Here is a 16,095-nt window from a genome sequence, read left to right on the forward strand (position 1 = left end):
TCTTCGTCCGACACATCGGTCGGATACCCTTTGCGGTCTGCTCTTTTCATCCCGCCAGGATACCAGGTCTCACACAAGGTGCCTAACACGCTCTAAGTGAACACAGCGGCAACTCGTGAGCAGGACGATCGTGGAAAACGTCAGGTCTCGCGCGAGACCACGCGCGTGCTCGCGCGCGGCGAACCTGCGCTGGACGGCGATAACCACGAGGGAGGTGTTCGAACCGCGGGCGCTTGTTTGAGCCCGGGCGTACCGGCGATGTGCAGTAGCCATCACTTCGGCTGCCGCAGTCGATCTGATTGACCTTGAACTACCGTGAGTTGCCTTTTCCCTGCCCTGCAGAGGGCCAAGGGCCGGGATTATCTCGCTGTTTAGACGCACGGTGCGTCATTTTTTGTCAGCTATCTCGCAAATAACGTATTGGGTATGAATCGTTATAACAGTGGGTTTATTGCGCTGCTTGTTATCTGTCGAGGATCGGCGATGGCCGCTGTTTTGTCGCGAGCGTAACTTACTAAAACGTATTTAACTAAGCGCGCAAGATCGTGATCCCCAATGCTTCGAACGGCGCGGTAAGCACCTCTGGCGTATTCCGCTCGACGACGATCGTGCTGGCCGCCGACACATCCGCGATCTTGTACGCCGATGCCGCATTGAGTTTTTCCGCCGACGCCAGCACCACTGTTTCCGCTGCATGTTCCGCGAGCGCGCGCTTCACGTAGGCCTCCTCCATATCGCCGGTGCTCAGGCCCGCTTGCGGATGCACACCCGTGACGCCCATGAAGTAGAAGTCGGCGCGAATGTGGCTGAGCGATTCGATAGCCGCCGCACCCACGTTGACCATTGAATGCCGGAACAGACGCCCACCGATCATGATGACCTCGAGCTCCGCGTGCTCGGCCAGTTCGACGGCGATGCTCGGGCTGTGCGTGACGATCGTCGCCCGCAAATCGCGCGGCAAGTGGCGCGCCAGTTGCACGGCAGTCGTGCCGCCGTCGATGAAGGCAATCTGCCCGCGCGCGATCATGCCCGCCGCCGCCCGGCCGATCGCCGCCTTCGATGCCGATTCGATGCGCTCGCGCCCGGCAAAATCCACTGCCGCCGGCGACGCCGGCAATGCGCCGCCATGCACGCGCTGGAGCTGCCCCTCGGCGGCGAGCTCGCGCAGATCGCGGCGGATCGTGTCCTCCGAGACGTCGAACTCGACGCTCAAGGTCCTGGCGATCACCTGGCCGTCACGCTTGAGCGCTTCAAGGATCAACTGTTTTCTTTGCGATGTGAGCACGGCGGGCGTCCCGAAAGCATTTTGGCAATTTGCACGAAATTTCTTGTTTTTGCACGATATTGCACGATACCATAAATTGCATGCGGTGCAGACCGCGTTTCCCAACGGAACAGGATACGAGCCATGAACGAAATCGCCGGGCGGGTGCGGATCGTCGACGTGAAAGTGCTATCGGACGACTGGTACGTGCTGAAGAAAACCACCTTCGACTACCAACGCGCGGACGGCAGCTGGCAGCGCCAGAGCCGCGAAACCTACGATCGCGGCAACGGCGCGACGCTATTGCTGTACGACCCGCGCCGCCGCACGGTGGTGCTGACGCGGCAATTCCGCCTGCCGGCGTTCGTCAACGGTCATCACGGTATGCTGATCGAGGCGCCGGCGGGCCTGCTGGAGGCCGCCTCACCCGAAGAGCGGATTCGCGCTGAAGTCGAAGAGGAAACCGGCTACCGCGTACACGACGTGCGCAAGGTATTCGAAGCCTTCATGAGCCCGGGTTCGGTGACGGAAAAGCTGCACTTTTTCGTCGCTGAATATGATGCGGTGGCGAAAGTCGGCGCGGGCGGCGGCATTGCCGACGAAGGTGAAGATATCGAGGTGCTGGAACTGGCGGTGGACGAAGCGCTGGCAATGGTCGAACGCGGCGAGATCGTCGACGGGAAGACGATCATGTTGTTGCAGTACGCAAAGTTGAATCTGTTCGGCGCGTAAGTGTTGGCTCGCAGGTCGTTCGGCGAGATCGACCGCGGCGGCGGCGGTGCGCATGGGCATTTACGCGCAATGTGGCGAGCGCCTCGCTCCCGCTACGGCCGTTCTGTCCGCGGCCTCGCCACAAACCTCGGCATTTCAGACTAATCCCACGCGACTTTGGGAAAAGGATGATATGTCGATGAACGTCAAAAAAATATCCTTACGGGTCCTTTTAAAGCCTGCCTGCCGCGCGGTCATTGCGAGGCAGTTCTTAAACGGGAAAACCATTTCCGTCAGTATATTTTTTACTTCGTCAGCGTCATAAAGCCGGCGAATGATTTGAGGTTTAAGTGGATTCTCTTAATTCAGCGAACAGATTCATGGCCGGTTTCTTTTTCGGCATCGTGGTCGCCGCAGTCGTAATGGTATTGCTGTGCAATGCCGGTGAATTTTCACCGTTTATCGCGAAACTGCATGCTTTGGAACAGGTCATCCTGACCGTGCTCATTTCGATCGTCATCGTCGATGCAAAACCATTGGCTTATAAGACCGTCTGGCGTGACCGCCGCTGCAGCTTCATACTCGACGAAGATCTAACCGCGACAATTCGCGGCAGAACCTTCGGCATTCCCGCCGGCGTGGTAGTCGGGATTCTGATTCAGAACTACGTGATGAACTGATCTCCCGCCGCACGGGAAAGCGATATCCATCACACCCGGCCCTGCAGTCATCATGCGGCCCACCGCCGGCACGTCCTGCCACCCTCTAGAATTTATGCCGTATCGCCGCGCGCACCACGACCTGCTTCGACGTCGACGACGGCGACTGGGTGCCGGGCGTGAAGGCATCGTCCAGAATTGAGAACGTGGCGTCGCCGGTCACCTGCTGATATTCGCCCTGAATGTACACGTCGGTGCGTTTGGACAGGTTGTAGTCCGCCATCAAACCAAACGAATGAATCTTCGGCTTCACGCCGCCGTTCGAGGCGTCGTAGGTTTCGATCGTGTACACGTACTGCGCGCCGACGAACAGTATCGGCGAAATCTGATACTTGCCGTTCACCTCGAAGTTCTGATACTTGAGCGAGTTCAACAACACGCCCGGCGGCACGAGCGGCGTCACGCCGAGAAAGCCGTTGCCGGTCGGGTCGAGATAGTTCGAGTTGGTGTACACGAAGCCGGCAGTGGCCGGGCCAAAGGTGTAGGTGATGCCGCCGCCGAACACGCGCATGCGAGCCGCGATAAAACTGGCGTCGTTCGCGGTGATCGCGCCGTTTGAGCCGTTGCCGGGGTTGTCGGCCTGCAGATAAGCCGCGGCCACCAGCAGTCCGCCGTAGGTGTACTGGCCGCCGAAACTGTACGCGCGATTGTTGGCGAAGCCGGTGTCGTTGCTGAAGCTGTAGACGCCGCCGAACTGGAAGCCCGAGATCGACGGGCTGGTGTACTTGACGCTGTTGTCGAGACGGAACGAGTTGTCGGTGTTGTCGTTATCGTACGGGTGCGAGAACAGTGAACCGGCCCAGTTGCCGTTGGCCGTGGTCTGCGCCAGAAAGTCGACCACCGAGTCGTACTGGCGGCCGAACGTCAAGGTGCCGTATGGCTCCGAGCTCAAGCCGACGAACGCCTGGCGGCCGAACATCCGGCCGCCCTGGTTAAGCCGCCCGGAACTGACGTCGAAGCCGTTTTCGAGCTGGAAGATCGCCTTCAGGCCGCCGCCCAGTTCCTCGGCGCCCTTCAAGCCCCAACGGCTGCCTTGCGCAAAACCGCTCGCGAGTTCATAGACATGGCCGTGGCCGACATTGTTGGTGTAGTTGATGCCTTCATCGAGCACGCCGTACAGCGTCACGCTCGTCTGGGCAAAAGCAGGCAGGGAGAAAACCGCCAACGAAGTGGCGGACAAAGCGGTGGAGACAGCCAGCGCGAACACTTGCTTGTTCATGATGATCTCCCTGAGCTCGAGCAATGGGACAACTCGATCCGACCGCTTTCTTTTTGACGCTAGTCGAGGCGTTTATCGACCCCGACGCGCTTTAAGGAAATCCTCACACGCCGTTACGTCGCCGTCCATCGGGTGTCGCGCGCATATCTCAAAACGTTGCGAAATCTCCACTGCCTAGGGCAGCCCCTTTTTTCGCAGCGCTTATTCAGGTAAACGGCGCCGCGCCGCCGGGACTTAAGCTGGCTGTCGCATTGGCCGCGCCGGCGCTGCGCGTTTCGACGCGGTTTTGTCATCGAAGGAAATATAATCGAAAGCTTTTGCGGCGCTGCAGCGGAACTCTGCGCCCTCAAACGGGTCATTTTTACTGGCCTCTGCAGCCGCGCCTCGCGTGGCTGGTTCAAGCGGCTACGCGGTTGGTCACCCCACGGGTCGTGCATCCTCGGGGCGGCCACCTGCGGGGCGGCCATCCGCGGGGCGGCCATCCGCCGCAACACCTAATCCAATTTCAAAAGCTTTGTGAGACGCCTGCCGCGCTGGACTAGCGCGCCGTCGCACGGGGCTGCTTTTGGCACCACATAATGCAAAAGTCGCAATCCCGCTTGATCGAGCTCGATTTTTTTCGCGGGCTGGTCCTCCTGATCATCGTCGTCGATCACATCGGCGGCAGCATTCTGTCGCGCGTCACGCTGCATGCCTATGCGCTGTGCGATGCGGCTGAGGTCTTCGTGTTCCTCGGCGGCTTCGCCACCGCGACGGCCTACGCGGCGCTCGCCGAACGGCGTAACGAGGCGACCGCGCGCAGCCGCTTCCTGCGCCGCTCGCTCGAAATCTATCGCGCCTTCCTCATCACTGCCGGCTTGATGCTGCTGGTCAGCGCGGTGCTGACCGCGTTCAGTATCGACGGCCCGAATCTCGCCACCACCGACCTCGACGATCTGATGGACACGCCCGTGGCCGCCCTGCGCGACATTCTGCTGTTCCGCCGTCAGCCGTATCTCGCTTCCGTGTTGCCGATGTACGCGTTCTTCGCACTGCTGGTCCCGATGATCCTGCCGCTCGCGCGCAGCAAGCCATGGCTGCTGCTGGCCGGCAGCGTTGCGCTGTGGGCAGGCGCACCGGCGATCGACGCCTACCTGCCCGCCGCGCCGGACATGCACTGGGATTTCAACCCGTTTGCCTGGCAGTTGCTGTTCGTGCTCGGCGTGCTGGCACGTTGCCAGCCGGTTTATCAGCGGATCAGCGCGCACCGTCTCGGCTGGCTGGTCAGCGTGCTGGCGTTCGCCGTGGTCGCCGCCGCGGCCTACTACAAGCTCTTTATTGAGCGCGAGCCGCTCGATGCCAGCTTCAAGCAAAATCTCTCCTATCTGCGCGCCGTCAATTTTCTGGCGATTGCCTGGCTCGTCGCGAACCTGATCCAGCTCGGCTGGGCAAGGAAGCTCGCTCAATGGATGCCGTGGGTCGGCATGATCGGCCGCAAAGGGCTGCTGTGCTTTATCGCGGGCGCCGTGATTTCGCTGGTCGTCGATTCGCTGCTGTATGCCGCGACTGACGGCTATCTGAACTATCCCCTCGGGCTGGTAGCGGATGCATGTGCTGTCGGCGCGCTGTTCGCCGTCGCGAGAGCATCTGAACCGCTCAAGCGCTTCGCGACGCACCTCTGGAGCTTGCGTCTCAGAACGTCGCCCTGAGTGAGCGTTTTCACTGCCGATCCTGATAGCATGACGGCCGCGCGCGACCTGCGCGGCGGCCTCTTACTCTGACATGCGTCTATTCCTACATTCCGCACTCCTCGCGCTGTGCGCCGCTGTCGGCGCGCCGGCGAGCGCCAGCACCGTCATCAGCCGAAGCTTCCATTCCGAAGCGCTCGGCCGCGACTGGGCGTACACGATCTATCTGCCCACCGGCTATCGCCACGACGCCGCACGCATTCCCGTGCTCTACCTCCTGCACGGCAACAACGGCGACGCCAACGACTGGCTCACGCAAGGCCACCTGCAAACCGCCGCCGACGCACTGATCGAGCACAAGGAGATGCCACCGGTTGCGATCGTGATGCCGCAGGGCGGCACGGACTGGTATGTCGATCGCAAGGAGAAGATGGAAACCGCGTTCTTCGGCGATCTGCTGCCCGAGATCGAAACACGCTACGCGGTCGCAACGCAGCGTAACGGGCGGATGATCGGCGGCGTTTCAATGGGCGGTTTCGGCGCGTTGCGCTACGCCATGACGCAACCGGAGCTGTTTTGCGGCGCACTCCTGCTGAGCCCCGCGATCTATGCGAACGAGCCGCCGCTCGCTTCGGCGGCGCGCCGCGTCGGTGTGTTCGGCGACCGGCAGTTCGATCCGCACGTCTGGCATGCGCTCAACTATCCGGCGCAATGGGAGCGGTACATGAGCCAGCCGTATCGCCTGCCGATGTTCATCGCCGCCGGCGACGACGACCTGGCGATCCAGGCCGATGCGTCATCGCTTTACACGCACCTTCGGCTGGCGGGGAATCCGGCGGCGCTGCGCATCATCGACGGCGGCCACACCTGGGATGTCTGGAGCACGCTGTTGCCCGCCGCGCTGAAATACACGGTTGGCTGCGTCAAACAATCGGCGCGCGATCAGGACAAGTAATCAGAAAAAATAAGCCGGCAAATCAGCAATCCTGATTGCGCCGGCAAAGTGTGTGCAACAAGTGCGTGCAACTATTGCACGAGGTCGGTCCACAGCACCACCAGAACGGTCATGAGCGCGGGCCCGATGAAGAGGCCAAGCAAACCGAACGTCTCCGCCCCGCCGAGAATACCGAATAGCACGAGCAGGAAAGGCAATCGCGTCGAGTTGCCGATCAGCACCGGCCGCACGAAATGTTCGGCGACGAACACCACAACCGAGCCGAACACAGCAAGCGCGACGGCCGCGGCAACCGAGCCTTGCGAGAACAGCCACAAGGCCGCGAGGCCGAACGTGAGCGGTGCGCAGAACGGCAGCATCGCGGCGATCGCCGTGACGAACGCGAGCAGCGCGACGTGCGGCAAGCCGGTCACGAAATAGGCGACGCCCAACAACACCCCCTCGCCGAGCCCGACCACCACCAGCCCCGACACCGTGCCGCGTACTGCCGCGGCCATGCGCGCGAGCAACTGCGCGCCGTCGTCGCCGAAGCCGCGCCGCACGCCTTTCATCAGCGAGCCGGACAGACGCGGCCCCGCCTGAAAGATCACGAACAGCGTGATTAGCATGAAAGCGAACACCATCACGCCGTGCGCCGCGCGCGCGCCGAAGTGGCGGCCGAGCGTCATCACCGTGGTGCTGTGCAGCCCCTTCATTGCCGCCGAGTCGCGCAGCGGCTGGGCGAGATTGGCCTGCCACCAGGCTGAAACCTGTTGCACGCCGAACGGCAAGCGCTGGATGACGTCCGGCATCGGAATACCATTTTCCTGCGCGGCCTGGAACCACTCATTCATGTCATGGGCTTCGCGCAGCGCCTGGGCAATGCCGACACCCACCGGCAGGACCACCAGCAATGCGATCGCAAGGGTTAGCGCCGTGGCGATCAGCGTCGTGCGGCCAGCAAGCCAGCGGTTGCCTGCCGCCGTTTGCAAAAGCGGCCACAGCGCGATCGCAATGACACCCGCCCAGGCCGCCACCGCAATGAAATCGCGCACGACCCACAGCGCCAGCAACACGAGTGCGATATACAGGACGAGTGAAGCCGCTTTCTGCTTTTTCAGGCAATCAGGCGGTGTCGGCAATTCGGGCGGCGCTACGGGGGGGCGTGAAATCATGTGGGCTCTTGAGTTCTTGTGGATATGCGCGCGTGACGACCGGAAAAATGCAAACCCGCTACACTTGCGTCGCACGGTTGCTCATCAATAACCACATCTTAAAGGAAGCACCGGCGCCCTTCGCAGGCAGCATGCTCGTCGCACTGGGTACAACACTGCGTTGCAAAAATCCACGCTATCGCAAATTCACCTCGCATATATCCCGCAAAGGCCCGTCGTTTCGGGTAAGCGTGAATGTCAAGTTTCATTGTTGCTGTTTAGAGAACACTGTTTCAACCGCGGCACAATGGCTATCCGCCTCGCACGGGACTACATTCGGCACACCACAATACGGAGCCGACGATGATGACCTTAGAGTCCATCCCCCTTGACGGAACCAATGGCGTACGCATCGAAATTCTCGAGCGCTCCGACACCACGCTGGTGATCCGCTGGGTCGAACCGGGGCGCTGTCATTACGGCGAGCAGCGTTGGCGGCGGCGCTCGGCGCATACGTCGGGAACGTGCGCGGTGACACGACGCAAGATCCGCCGCGGCGACGCGGTGTTCAAACCGGCTGAACGGCCGGCTCCTTCGAATGCTTCTGCAATGATTTGTGCTGAGGTGTTGGGCGAACTGGTTGAAGCCTGAAGTTTTTTGCCTCGGCGACACGTGGCTGCCGTGAGCTTACGGTCCCTGCTGCCGTAGGCCTCCTTCATGAATTATTGGCGCAGGCTCTCCGCCGCGCTGCCCGCTTTTTCAGGCGCTCTCCAACACGCCCCGGCGCCGCTCGTCAACTCACCGCCTATAGGTCTATAACGGCCGCTACGGAAGGCCGCTGGCATTGGCGGGCAGCCACTCTGCTGGCCCGCCTCCCAAAGCCTGATTGCGGTGCTTGGCCACGTGCGTTAAGGTGAACCCCGATGCGCCAGGCCACCACGCCTGTCAGACGCGCAGCGTTAAATGAATGCACCGCATCCCATTCGAACGCGCCGCAGCCGTCTCGCGGCAAACGAGAGGCGACACCATGGCAGAAGACACGCACGAACCCCGCGCCGCAGCGGTTTCTCCCGCCCCGCTAGTTGCACCGCAACAATTCTCTCTGGACGTCCTGCTCGAGAAATACGCCAAAGGCGACGAGCAATCGGCTGACGACGTATTCAAACGCGTCGCCCGTGGCGTCGCTCAGGCGGAACCGGAAGCCCTGCGCGAGTCGGTGGAAGCGCTCTTTGCCGATAACCTGCGGCACGGCGCGCTCGGCGCCGGACGCATCATGAGCGCGGCGGGCACGGGCATCGCCGCCACGCTCATCAACTGCTTCGTGCAACCGGTCGGCGACGCGATTCAGGGTGTCGACGAACAAGGCCTGCCCGGCATCTACGTGGCGCTGCTGCAAGCCGCCGAAACGATGCGCCGCGGCGGTGGCGTCGGCTACAACTTCTCCGCGATCCGGCCCAAGGGCGCCCGCGTTCATACCACCAGTTCGTCGGCGTCCGGGCCGTGCAGCTATATGGACGTGTTCGACGCGTCATGCCGGACCGTGGAAAGCGCCGGCTCGCGGCGTGGCGCGCAAATGGCCGTGCTCGACTGCAATCACCCCGATCTGATCGAGTTCATCGAGGCGAAGCATTCGAAAGGCCGTTGGAACAACTTCAATGTGTCGGTGGGCGTCACCGACGAATTCATGCGCGCGGTCGAAGAAGATCAGCCCTGGCAACTCGTGCACCGTGCCGAGCCCTCCCCCGCGCTGCGCGCGGCAGGCGATGTGCGGCAACGCGAGGACGGCCTGTGGGTCTATAGCGAAAGGCCGGCACGCGAGATATGGGACCGCGTCATGCGCTCCACGTACGACGTCGCCGAGCCCGGCATCGTGTTCATCTCGCGCATGAACGAGGACAACAATCTACGCGCCGTCGAAACCATCCGCGCCACCAATCCGTGCGGTGAACAACCGCTGCCGGCCTACGGCTGCTGCAACCTCGGACCGTTGAACCTCACGCGCTTCGTGGTCAATCCGTTCGCTCAAATGAAAGGCCGCAAGCCTTCGTTCGACTGGGACGGTCTCGCCAAACGCACTCGCATCCAGGTGCGTTTTCTCGACGACGTGCTCGACGTCACGCTATGGCCGCTGCAACAGCAATATGACGAGTCGCGCGCCAAGCGGCGCATCGGCGTGGGCTTCACCGGCTTAGGCGATACGCTGGTGATGCTCGGCCTGCGCTACAACTCGCAGGAAGGCCGCGACTTCGCAGTGCGCATCGCCCAGTTGATGCGCGACGAGGCCTATCGGGCGTCGGTGGAACTGGCGCGCGAGCGCGGCGCGTTTGAGTTGTTCGACGCCGCACGCTATCTGGAAGACGGTACGTTCGCCTCGCGCCTGCCCGACGACATCAAGGACGCGATACGCCAGGACGGCATCCGCAACAGTCATTTGCTGTCGATCGCGCCGACGGGCACCGTCAGTCTCGCGTTCGCCGACAACGCGTCGAACGGCATCGAGCCGGCCTTCTCGTGGACCTACACGCGCATGAAGGTGATGGCCGACGGCGGCCGCGAGTCGTTCGATGTCGAAGACTACGCGTATCGCCTTTATCGCGAGCTCGGCGGCGACGTGAAAAACCTTCCCGACTACTTCGTCAGCGCACTCGAAATGTCGGCCCGCGACCACCTCGACATGATGGCCGCCGTGCAGCCGTACGTGGACACGTCGATCTCGAAGACGGTGAACGTGCCGGCGGACTATCCGTTCGAAGCGTTCGAAAGCCTGTACTTCGACGCGTGGAAAAACGGTTTGAAAGGGCTCGCCACGTACCGCCCGAATGAAACGCTCGGCGCGGTGCTGAGCGTCAGCCCGCCGCCGCAAGCAGACGATACGCTGACCGAGACCGATCAGGATCCGCTGCGCATCGCGATCGATCATCGGCCCAAAGGTGAATTGCCGGCGATCATCGAAAAGGTCGAGTACCTGACGCAAGCCGGCAAGAAGTCGCTTTACGTGGCGGTCTCGTTCATCGAAGTGACGGGACGGCTGGGCGGTGAAGAAGTCACGATCGAACGCCCCATCGAGTTCTTCATTCCGACCGGGCAGCGCGACGAATCGCAACAGTGGATCACGGCGACGATGCGTTCGCTGTCGCTCGCGGCACGCGGCGGTTTTGTCGCGCGCAATCTGCAGGATATGCGCAAGGTGTCGTGGGATCGCGGGCAGGTGCGGCTCGGCGAGGTGCAGCGTCTCGACGGCCATCGCACGCCGCGCTGGCACGATTCCGAAGTGGCGGCGCTCGCGTTTGCGATCCAGCAGATTCTGCACCGCCGCGGCTTTCTCGATGCCGAAGGCAATCAGGTGCCGTCGCGGATGCTGGCGCGTTTGCCGCGTGGGCAGATGAAGGCCGAGACGGCGTTGCCGGCGGATTTCGGTATCCGTCCGCCTCCTGGCGAGGCTGACGAAGCAGCCTTGACGCAACCCGGCGGTATGCAAGGCTTGCACACCATGCTCGGCCGCAAATGCGGCTCGTGTGGAGCGAATGCGGTAATTCGCAAGGATGGGTGCGACTTCTGTACGGCGTGTGGTGAGGTCGGTGCGTGCGGGTGAGTGACAGCTAGTTACAACGCAGACGCGGCCGCCGATATCGGACGGCTGCGCCAACCCACGCGTCAACCGACTCGCGCGTAATACAGATTCTGCGGATGCTTCGCTTCGGCGAAAAAGAACCAGCGTTCCGCCACGAGGCCCGCGTATTGCACGAGACACGCCGCGGCCAGCAAGCCGAGCGAGACGCCGATCGGATGCAGGCCCGCGCCCAGCGCCATCAGCACAACTGGTACGGCAAACGCGGCCGCGAGGAACCCCCACTTGACGCCGCGCAGCGTCCCCGCCGATTTGCCGTGAAAGAACTCGCGCAGATTGAACGCGCCAGCGGTGAAGCCACGCGAGATCTGCACGAGCTTCGGATTCTGAATGCCGGTCGCGCTCTGCACGGTGGACTTCGGCCGTAAGCGCGCATTGCGCACGAGCGATGCCGAGCGGCTCGCGCAGCCCGCGAGTGTCAGGACGCAGGCACAGATTGCGAGCCCCACTGTCAGCGCGGGCGCGAACCACGCGGTCAGCGCCGTCGCCAGTGTGAAGCCGGACGCGCAACCGAGCAGCACGAAGTTGACCAGCGTGAGCGGCGTGGCCCATTCCTGCAGGAAGCGCAGGCATGCGTAGATCATCGCCGAGCAGACGAACAGCGCGGCGCTCGCCAGTACGCCGAGCCAGCCTATCGCGAGTGACCACGGTGAGCCGAACCCGTGCGCGACGCCGTAGAAAAACGCGCAGGCGAGAAACGCCGGCAGGCACAGACATTCGCGCGACAACCACGACGTACGCCACATCGCGACCGCGCGCCATGCGCGCTCCGGATGCCCGAGATGGAAGAACGAAGCGATCAGCCCGAGGCCACCCAACACGACCGACAAGCCCGCACCGGTGACATAGAACCCAACCGCGGGCGCGGTGACGAGTCCCAGATGCGCAGCCGTCTCCACACCGACGAGCGCGATCAGCAGGCCCTGTGCCGCGCCGCTCAACGTCGTGAGAAAAACCACTGAAAAAGCCGGATTCATCGCGAGGTCCTTTAGATACGCGTCGCCATCGACGCAAGATGCAGTTGGCCGTGTTCGAGTTGCGCATCAAGTGATTCGGGCGCCTCAAGGGCCACACCTGTGTCTTGGCACGAGCAGGCGCCGCTGCCGCAACCCGATGCCGACGTCGTGATGCGCGGCAAATAGTGGTTCGCCGGTTTGGTGTTCCACTCAGGCATCAGTTGATAACCGCCCCGCTCTTTGATTGCCTTCGACACCACCGACTCCGGATCGTGGATATCGCCGAACAGTCGCGCTGAAGTCGGGCACGCGAGCACACACGCGGGTTGCCGGTCGCGTTCGGAGAGGTTTTCATCGTGAATGCGATCGACGCACAGCGTGCACTTGGTCATCTCCTTGCGCGCTTCATCGAGTTCGCGCGCACCATATGGACACGCCCACGCGCAGTATTTGCAGCCGATGCATTTGTCGAAATCGACCAGCACGAGACCGTCTTCCTTGCGCTTGTAGCTGGCGCCGGTCGGACACACCGGCACGCACGGCGGGTCCTCGCAGTGCAGGCACGACTTCGGGAAGTGGATCGTGTCGGCGTTCGGGAAGCTGCCGGCTTCGAAGCTCTGCACGCGATTGAAGAAGGTGCCGGACGGATCCGCGTCGTACGGATTGAGATCGGCCAGACTGCCCGACTCGCCCGACGTATTCCACTCCTTGCAGCTCGTCACGCAAGCCTGGCACCCCACGCACACGTTCAGGTCGATCACTAACGCCATCTGAGTCATTAAAGGCTCCTTGCTGCTTTACTGCGTTATTCGCGCGTTGCCCGCCGTTCTGCGGTGCCCGGGTTTCGCATTGCTCGCGTGCGAATCCTGCGATTCCTGCATCACTTGCGCCCCACCGCACCACGCAGCCGTGCCGCGAATTCGCCGCGCCCCGCGAAATAGGTCTGCACGACCCGCGATATCACCCCGTTCGATCCCGGCAACGCGGGCATCGCACCGAACTGCGGCAGCGTATGACGCGCGTCCGCTTCCGCGGGATAGACGCGCACGCGCACGTCGTACCACGCGGCCTGGCCTGTCACCGGGTCCGAATTCGAAAGACGCGCGGCGGCTTCGTCGCGACCGGGCAACTCGTCGGTGATGAGGTGATTGAGCAGGAAGCCGCGCTGCGATTCGTTCGCGTCCGCGCCGAGGTTCCATGCGCCCGACGCCTTGCCGATCGCATTCCAGGTCCACACTGTCCCCGGCTCGACGGTCTCGCTAAAGCGCGCCATGCAGCGCACCCGGCCCCATTGCGATTCGGCATAGATCCAGCTACCGTCGGCAATGCCGTTTTCGGCCGCCATCAGCGGATTCATGTAGAGATAGTTCTCGCCATGAATCTGCCGCAGCCACGCATTCTGCGAATCCCACGAGTGATACATCGCCATGGGCCGTTGCGTCACCGCGGCCAGCGGAAAACGCGTGAGATCGGTGGAATCGCTTTCGAGCGGCGCATACCAGAACGGCAGCGGATCGAAATACTTTTCGACCCGCGCCCGCAGATGCTCCGGCGGTTGCCTGCCGCTCCTGCGGCCTTGCGCGGCGAGCCTGAACTTCTGCATGACGTCGGAGTACAACTGGATCAGGATCGGCTCGTTGAATTTACGGAAGCCGTTTTTCACCGCCCAGTCGAGATACGGTCCGTTGCAGTTGCGCATGTATTGGAGCGTCTCCGGCAAGCGGTAATGGAACACGCAGTTGTTCTTTGCATACTGTTCCCACTGCTGCGGATTCGGCTCGCCCACCAACGCCTTGTCGCCGTCCTTGCCGCGCCAGCCGATCAGAAAGCCCACGCCGGAAGCGGGCGTCGTCGTGTGATTGACGATGAAGTCGGGATAGTCCCGAAAGCGGCGCGTGCCTTCAGCCGTCGTGAAGGCGGGAAACTTGAGGCGCGAAGCGAGTTCGATCAGCACTTCCTGAAACGGCTTGCATTGACCCGTCGGCGGCACGACCGGCACGCGCACGGAATCCACGGGACCGTCGAATTCGGAGATCGGCCGGTCGAGCATCGACATCGCGTCGTGCCGCTCGAGATAGGTCGTGTCCGGCAGGATCAGATCGGCGAATGCGGTCATCTCCGACTGGAACGCGTCGCACACCACGAGAAACGGAATCTTGTACTCGCCGTTCGCGTGCTTGTCGGCGAGCATCTCGCGCACCTTCATCGTGTTCATCGACGAATTCCAGGCCATGTTAGCCATGAAAATCAGCAGCGTGTCGATGGGATAGGGATCGCCACGCCAGGCATTGGTGATCACGCTATGCATCACGCCGTGCACGGCCAGCGGATATTCCCAGGAGAAGGCCTTGTCGATGCGAACCGGGCCGCCGTGTTCGTCGATGAACAGGTCTTCAGGCGCGGCGGGCCAGCCGAGCGGACCGGTGGCGAGCGGCGTGTTCGGCTTGACGGCGTCCGGACTGTTCGGCGGTTTCGCCGATGGCGGCACCGCGCGAGGAAATGGCGACTTATGACGAAAGCCGCCTGGGCAGTCGATCGTGCCCATTAGCGACATCAGCACCGCCAGCGCGCGGATCGACTGGAAGCCGTTGGAATGCGCGGCCAGCCCGCGCATCGCGTGAAAAGCGACCGGATTGCCGGTGACGGTCTCGTGCGTCTCGCCCCACGCGTCGGTCCATTGGATCGGCAGCGTGATCCGGTGGTCGCGGCTGGTCTGGATCATTTCACCGGCGAGGCGGCGAATTGTGTCCGCGGCAATGCCGGTGATCTCGGCGGCCCACTCCGGCGTACAGTCGGCCACGCGTTCGCGCAGCAAGGCGAACGACGGCGTGACCGGCGTGCCGTCCGCGAGCGCATAGCGGCCGTCGAGCGCGGGCGTCACACCGGGTGCATGGTGCGGCACGGCGCGCGCGGCTGCGGCGTCCCACCAGAGATGGTTCTGCGGAAACAGAGGATTGCCAACCGGTCTATCCGGATCGCGCACGAACAGGCCGAAGTTTTCGCTGGCTTCGTCGAGATCGACAAGCTCCGCCGCATTCGTATAACGCTGCACGAACTCGTGATCCCAGGCGTCGGCCGCGATCAATTCGTGTAGAAAGGCCATGAACAGCGCGCCATCGGTGCCGGGTTTGATGGGCACCCATTCGTCGGCAATCGCCGCATACCCGGTACGGATCGGATTGATCGCGATGAAGCGCCCACCCGCGCGCTTGAACTTCGAAATGGCGATCTTGAGCGGATTCGAATGATGATCTTCCGCCGTGCCGATCATGAAGAAAAGTTTGGCGCTGTCGAGATCAGGACCGCCGAACTCCCAGAACGAGCCGCCGATCGTATAGATCATCCCGGCGGCCATGTTGGCCGAGCAGAAGCCGCCATGCGCCGCGTAATTAGGCGTGCCGAACTGTTTGGCGAAGAGGCCGGTAAGCGCCTGCATCTGGTCGCGTCCGGTGAACAGCGCGAATTTCTTCGGATCGGTGGCGCGAATCGCGGCGAGGCGCTTTTCGAGCATGTCGAACGCGACCTCCCACGACACCGGCTCGAACTGCGCACTGCCCCGCTCCGCGCCTGCCTTGCGCATCAACGGCTGGGTCAGGCGCGCGGGCGAGTACTGCTTCATGATGCCCGAGGCGCCCTTCGCGCAGATCACACCCTGGTTCAGCGGATGCTCGGGGTTGCCGTCGATATAGCGCACCTCGCCTTCACGCAGATGCACGCGGATGCCGCAGCGGCAGGCGCACATGTAGCAAGTGGTGGTCTTGATCTCCAGCCGTTCGTCCTGCGTGCGGGCGTGGTGTTCCATGCGGGATCTCCGTCGCGGCTCCGGCTGTGTCGAAGCGATGT

The 16,095-nt window shown here is 62.6% G+C and carries 12 protein-coding genes; 6 read left to right on the plus strand and 6 right to left on the minus strand.

Annotated features, from left to right (window positions below):
• Positions 1–529 precede the first annotated feature (529 nt).
• Positions 530–1,285 carry a DeoR/GlpR family DNA-binding transcription regulator gene (locus P3T25_RS35820; RefSeq protein ID WP_168435748.1) on the minus strand — a complete coding sequence of 252 codons (756 nt, stop codon included), beginning with the start codon at positions 1,283–1,285 and terminating at the stop codon, positions 530–532.
• Positions 1,286–1,408: 123 nt separating this feature from the next.
• On the opposite strand from P3T25_RS35820, the gene P3T25_RS35825 reads away from it, so the two are divergent.
• Positions 1,409–1,996, plus strand: a complete 588-nt coding sequence (locus P3T25_RS35825) for an NUDIX domain-containing protein (RefSeq protein ID WP_154561474.1) — start codon at positions 1,409–1,411, stop codon at positions 1,994–1,996.
• Positions 1,997–2,355: 359 nt separating this feature from the next.
• Positions 2,356–2,655 carry a hypothetical protein gene (locus tag P3T25_RS35830; RefSeq protein WP_154561476.1) on the plus strand — a complete coding sequence of 100 codons (300 nt, stop codon included), beginning with the start codon at positions 2,356–2,358 and terminating at the stop codon, positions 2,653–2,655.
• 85 nt (positions 2,656–2,740) lie between these two features.
• Here the strand turns inward: P3T25_RS35830 and P3T25_RS35835 are convergent, their stop codons facing one another.
• The gene (locus tag P3T25_RS35835; RefSeq protein ID WP_154561478.1) at positions 2,741–3,913 is read right to left on the minus strand and encodes a porin; all 1,173 of its coding nucleotides are present in this window, start codon (positions 3,911–3,913) and stop codon (positions 2,741–2,743) included.
• A gap of 578 nt (positions 3,914–4,491) precedes the next feature.
• On the opposite strand from P3T25_RS35835, the gene P3T25_RS35840 reads away from it, so the two are divergent.
• Together P3T25_RS35840 and P3T25_RS35845 are read left to right on the plus strand one after the other, a co-directional pair.
• Positions 4,492–5,601, plus strand: coding sequence for an OpgC domain-containing protein (locus P3T25_RS35840; RefSeq protein ID WP_171927001.1), 1,110 nt, complete (start codon positions 4,492–4,494; stop codon positions 5,599–5,601).
• A gap of 73 nt (positions 5,602–5,674) precedes the next feature.
• Positions 5,675–6,535 (plus strand): alpha/beta hydrolase, encoded by an 861-nt coding sequence (locus tag P3T25_RS35845; RefSeq protein ID WP_154561482.1) that lies wholly within the window; start codon positions 5,675–5,677, stop codon positions 6,533–6,535.
• A gap of 71 nt (positions 6,536–6,606) precedes the next feature.
• Here P3T25_RS35845 and P3T25_RS35850 read toward each other — a convergent pair whose 3' ends face one another.
• Positions 6,607–7,689 (minus strand): AI-2E family transporter, encoded by a 1,083-nt coding sequence (locus P3T25_RS35850; RefSeq protein ID WP_266239172.1) that lies wholly within the window; start codon positions 7,687–7,689, stop codon positions 6,607–6,609.
• A 345-nt stretch (positions 7,690–8,034) separates the two neighbouring features.
• Here P3T25_RS35850 and P3T25_RS35855 point away from each other — a divergent pair, with 345 nt between their 5' ends.
• Positions 8,035–8,319 carry a DUF3331 domain-containing protein gene (locus tag P3T25_RS35855; RefSeq protein WP_028197253.1) on the plus strand — a complete coding sequence of 95 codons (285 nt, stop codon included), beginning with the start codon at positions 8,035–8,037 and terminating at the stop codon, positions 8,317–8,319.
• 376 nt (positions 8,320–8,695) lie between these two features.
• Positions 8,696–11,260 carry an adenosylcobalamin-dependent ribonucleoside-diphosphate reductase gene (locus tag P3T25_RS35860; RefSeq protein WP_429361802.1) on the plus strand — a complete coding sequence of 855 codons (2,565 nt, stop codon included), beginning with the start codon at positions 8,696–8,698 and terminating at the stop codon, positions 11,258–11,260.
• A gap of 62 nt (positions 11,261–11,322) precedes the next feature.
• On the opposite strand, the gene P3T25_RS35865 is transcribed toward P3T25_RS35860, so the two are convergent.
• From P3T25_RS35865 to P3T25_RS35875, 3 genes are all read right to left on the minus strand, one after another.
• Entirely contained in the window at positions 11,323–12,273 is a 951-nt protein-coding gene (locus P3T25_RS35865) for a dimethyl sulfoxide reductase anchor subunit family protein (protein WP_154561488.1), read from the minus strand.
• An 11-nt stretch (positions 12,274–12,284) separates the two neighbouring features.
• Positions 12,285–13,031 (minus strand): 4Fe-4S dicluster domain-containing protein, encoded by a 747-nt coding sequence (locus P3T25_RS35870; protein WP_154561490.1) that lies wholly within the window; start codon positions 13,029–13,031, stop codon positions 12,285–12,287.
• A gap of 101 nt (positions 13,032–13,132) precedes the next feature.
• A complete protein-coding gene (locus P3T25_RS35875; protein ID WP_266239170.1) occupies positions 13,133–16,054 on the minus strand; it encodes a molybdopterin-dependent oxidoreductase in 2,922 nt (973 codons plus the stop codon).
• Positions 16,055–16,095 lie beyond the last annotated feature (41 nt).

The sequence above is a fragment of the Paraburkholderia sp. GAS32 genome, assembly GCF_050434225.1.
GTDB classification, from domain to species: Bacteria; Pseudomonadota; Gammaproteobacteria; order Burkholderiales; family Burkholderiaceae; genus Paraburkholderia; species Paraburkholderia madseniana.

Excerpts from the sequence above, each read along its gene's own strand:
- P3T25_RS35825 (WP_154561474.1), top strand. The coding sequence starts at position 1,409 with ATGAACGAAATCGCCGGGCGGGTGCGGATCGTCGACGTGAAAGTGCTA.
- P3T25_RS35830 (WP_154561476.1), top strand. The coding sequence starts at position 2,356 with ATGGCCGGTTTCTTTTTCGGCATCGTGGTCGCCGCAGTCGTAATGGTA.
- P3T25_RS35835 (WP_154561478.1), bottom strand. The coding sequence starts at position 3,913 with ATGAACAAGCAAGTGTTCGCGCTGGCTGTCTCCACCGCTTTGTCCGCC.
- P3T25_RS35840 (WP_171927001.1), top strand. The coding sequence starts at position 4,492 with ATGCAAAAGTCGCAATCCCGCTTGATCGAGCTCGATTTTTTTCGCGGG.
- P3T25_RS35845 (WP_154561482.1), top strand. The coding sequence starts at position 5,675 with ATGCGTCTATTCCTACATTCCGCACTCCTCGCGCTGTGCGCCGCTGTC.
- P3T25_RS35850 (WP_266239172.1), bottom strand. The coding sequence starts at position 7,689 with ATGATTTCACGCCCCCCCGTAGCGCCGCCCGAATTGCCGACACCGCCT.
- P3T25_RS35855 (WP_028197253.1), top strand. The coding sequence starts at position 8,035 with ATGACCTTAGAGTCCATCCCCCTTGACGGAACCAATGGCGTACGCATC.
- P3T25_RS35860 (WP_429361802.1), top strand. The coding sequence starts at position 8,696 with ATGGCAGAAGACACGCACGAACCCCGCGCCGCAGCGGTTTCTCCCGCC.
- P3T25_RS35865 (WP_154561488.1), bottom strand. The coding sequence starts at position 12,273 with ATGAATCCGGCTTTTTCAGTGGTTTTTCTCACGACGTTGAGCGGCGCG.
- P3T25_RS35870 (WP_154561490.1), bottom strand. The coding sequence starts at position 13,031 with ATGACTCAGATGGCGTTAGTGATCGACCTGAACGTGTGCGTGGGGTGC.
- P3T25_RS35875 (WP_266239170.1), bottom strand. The coding sequence starts at position 16,054 with ATGGAACACCACGCCCGCACGCAGGACGAACGGCTGGAGATCAAGACC.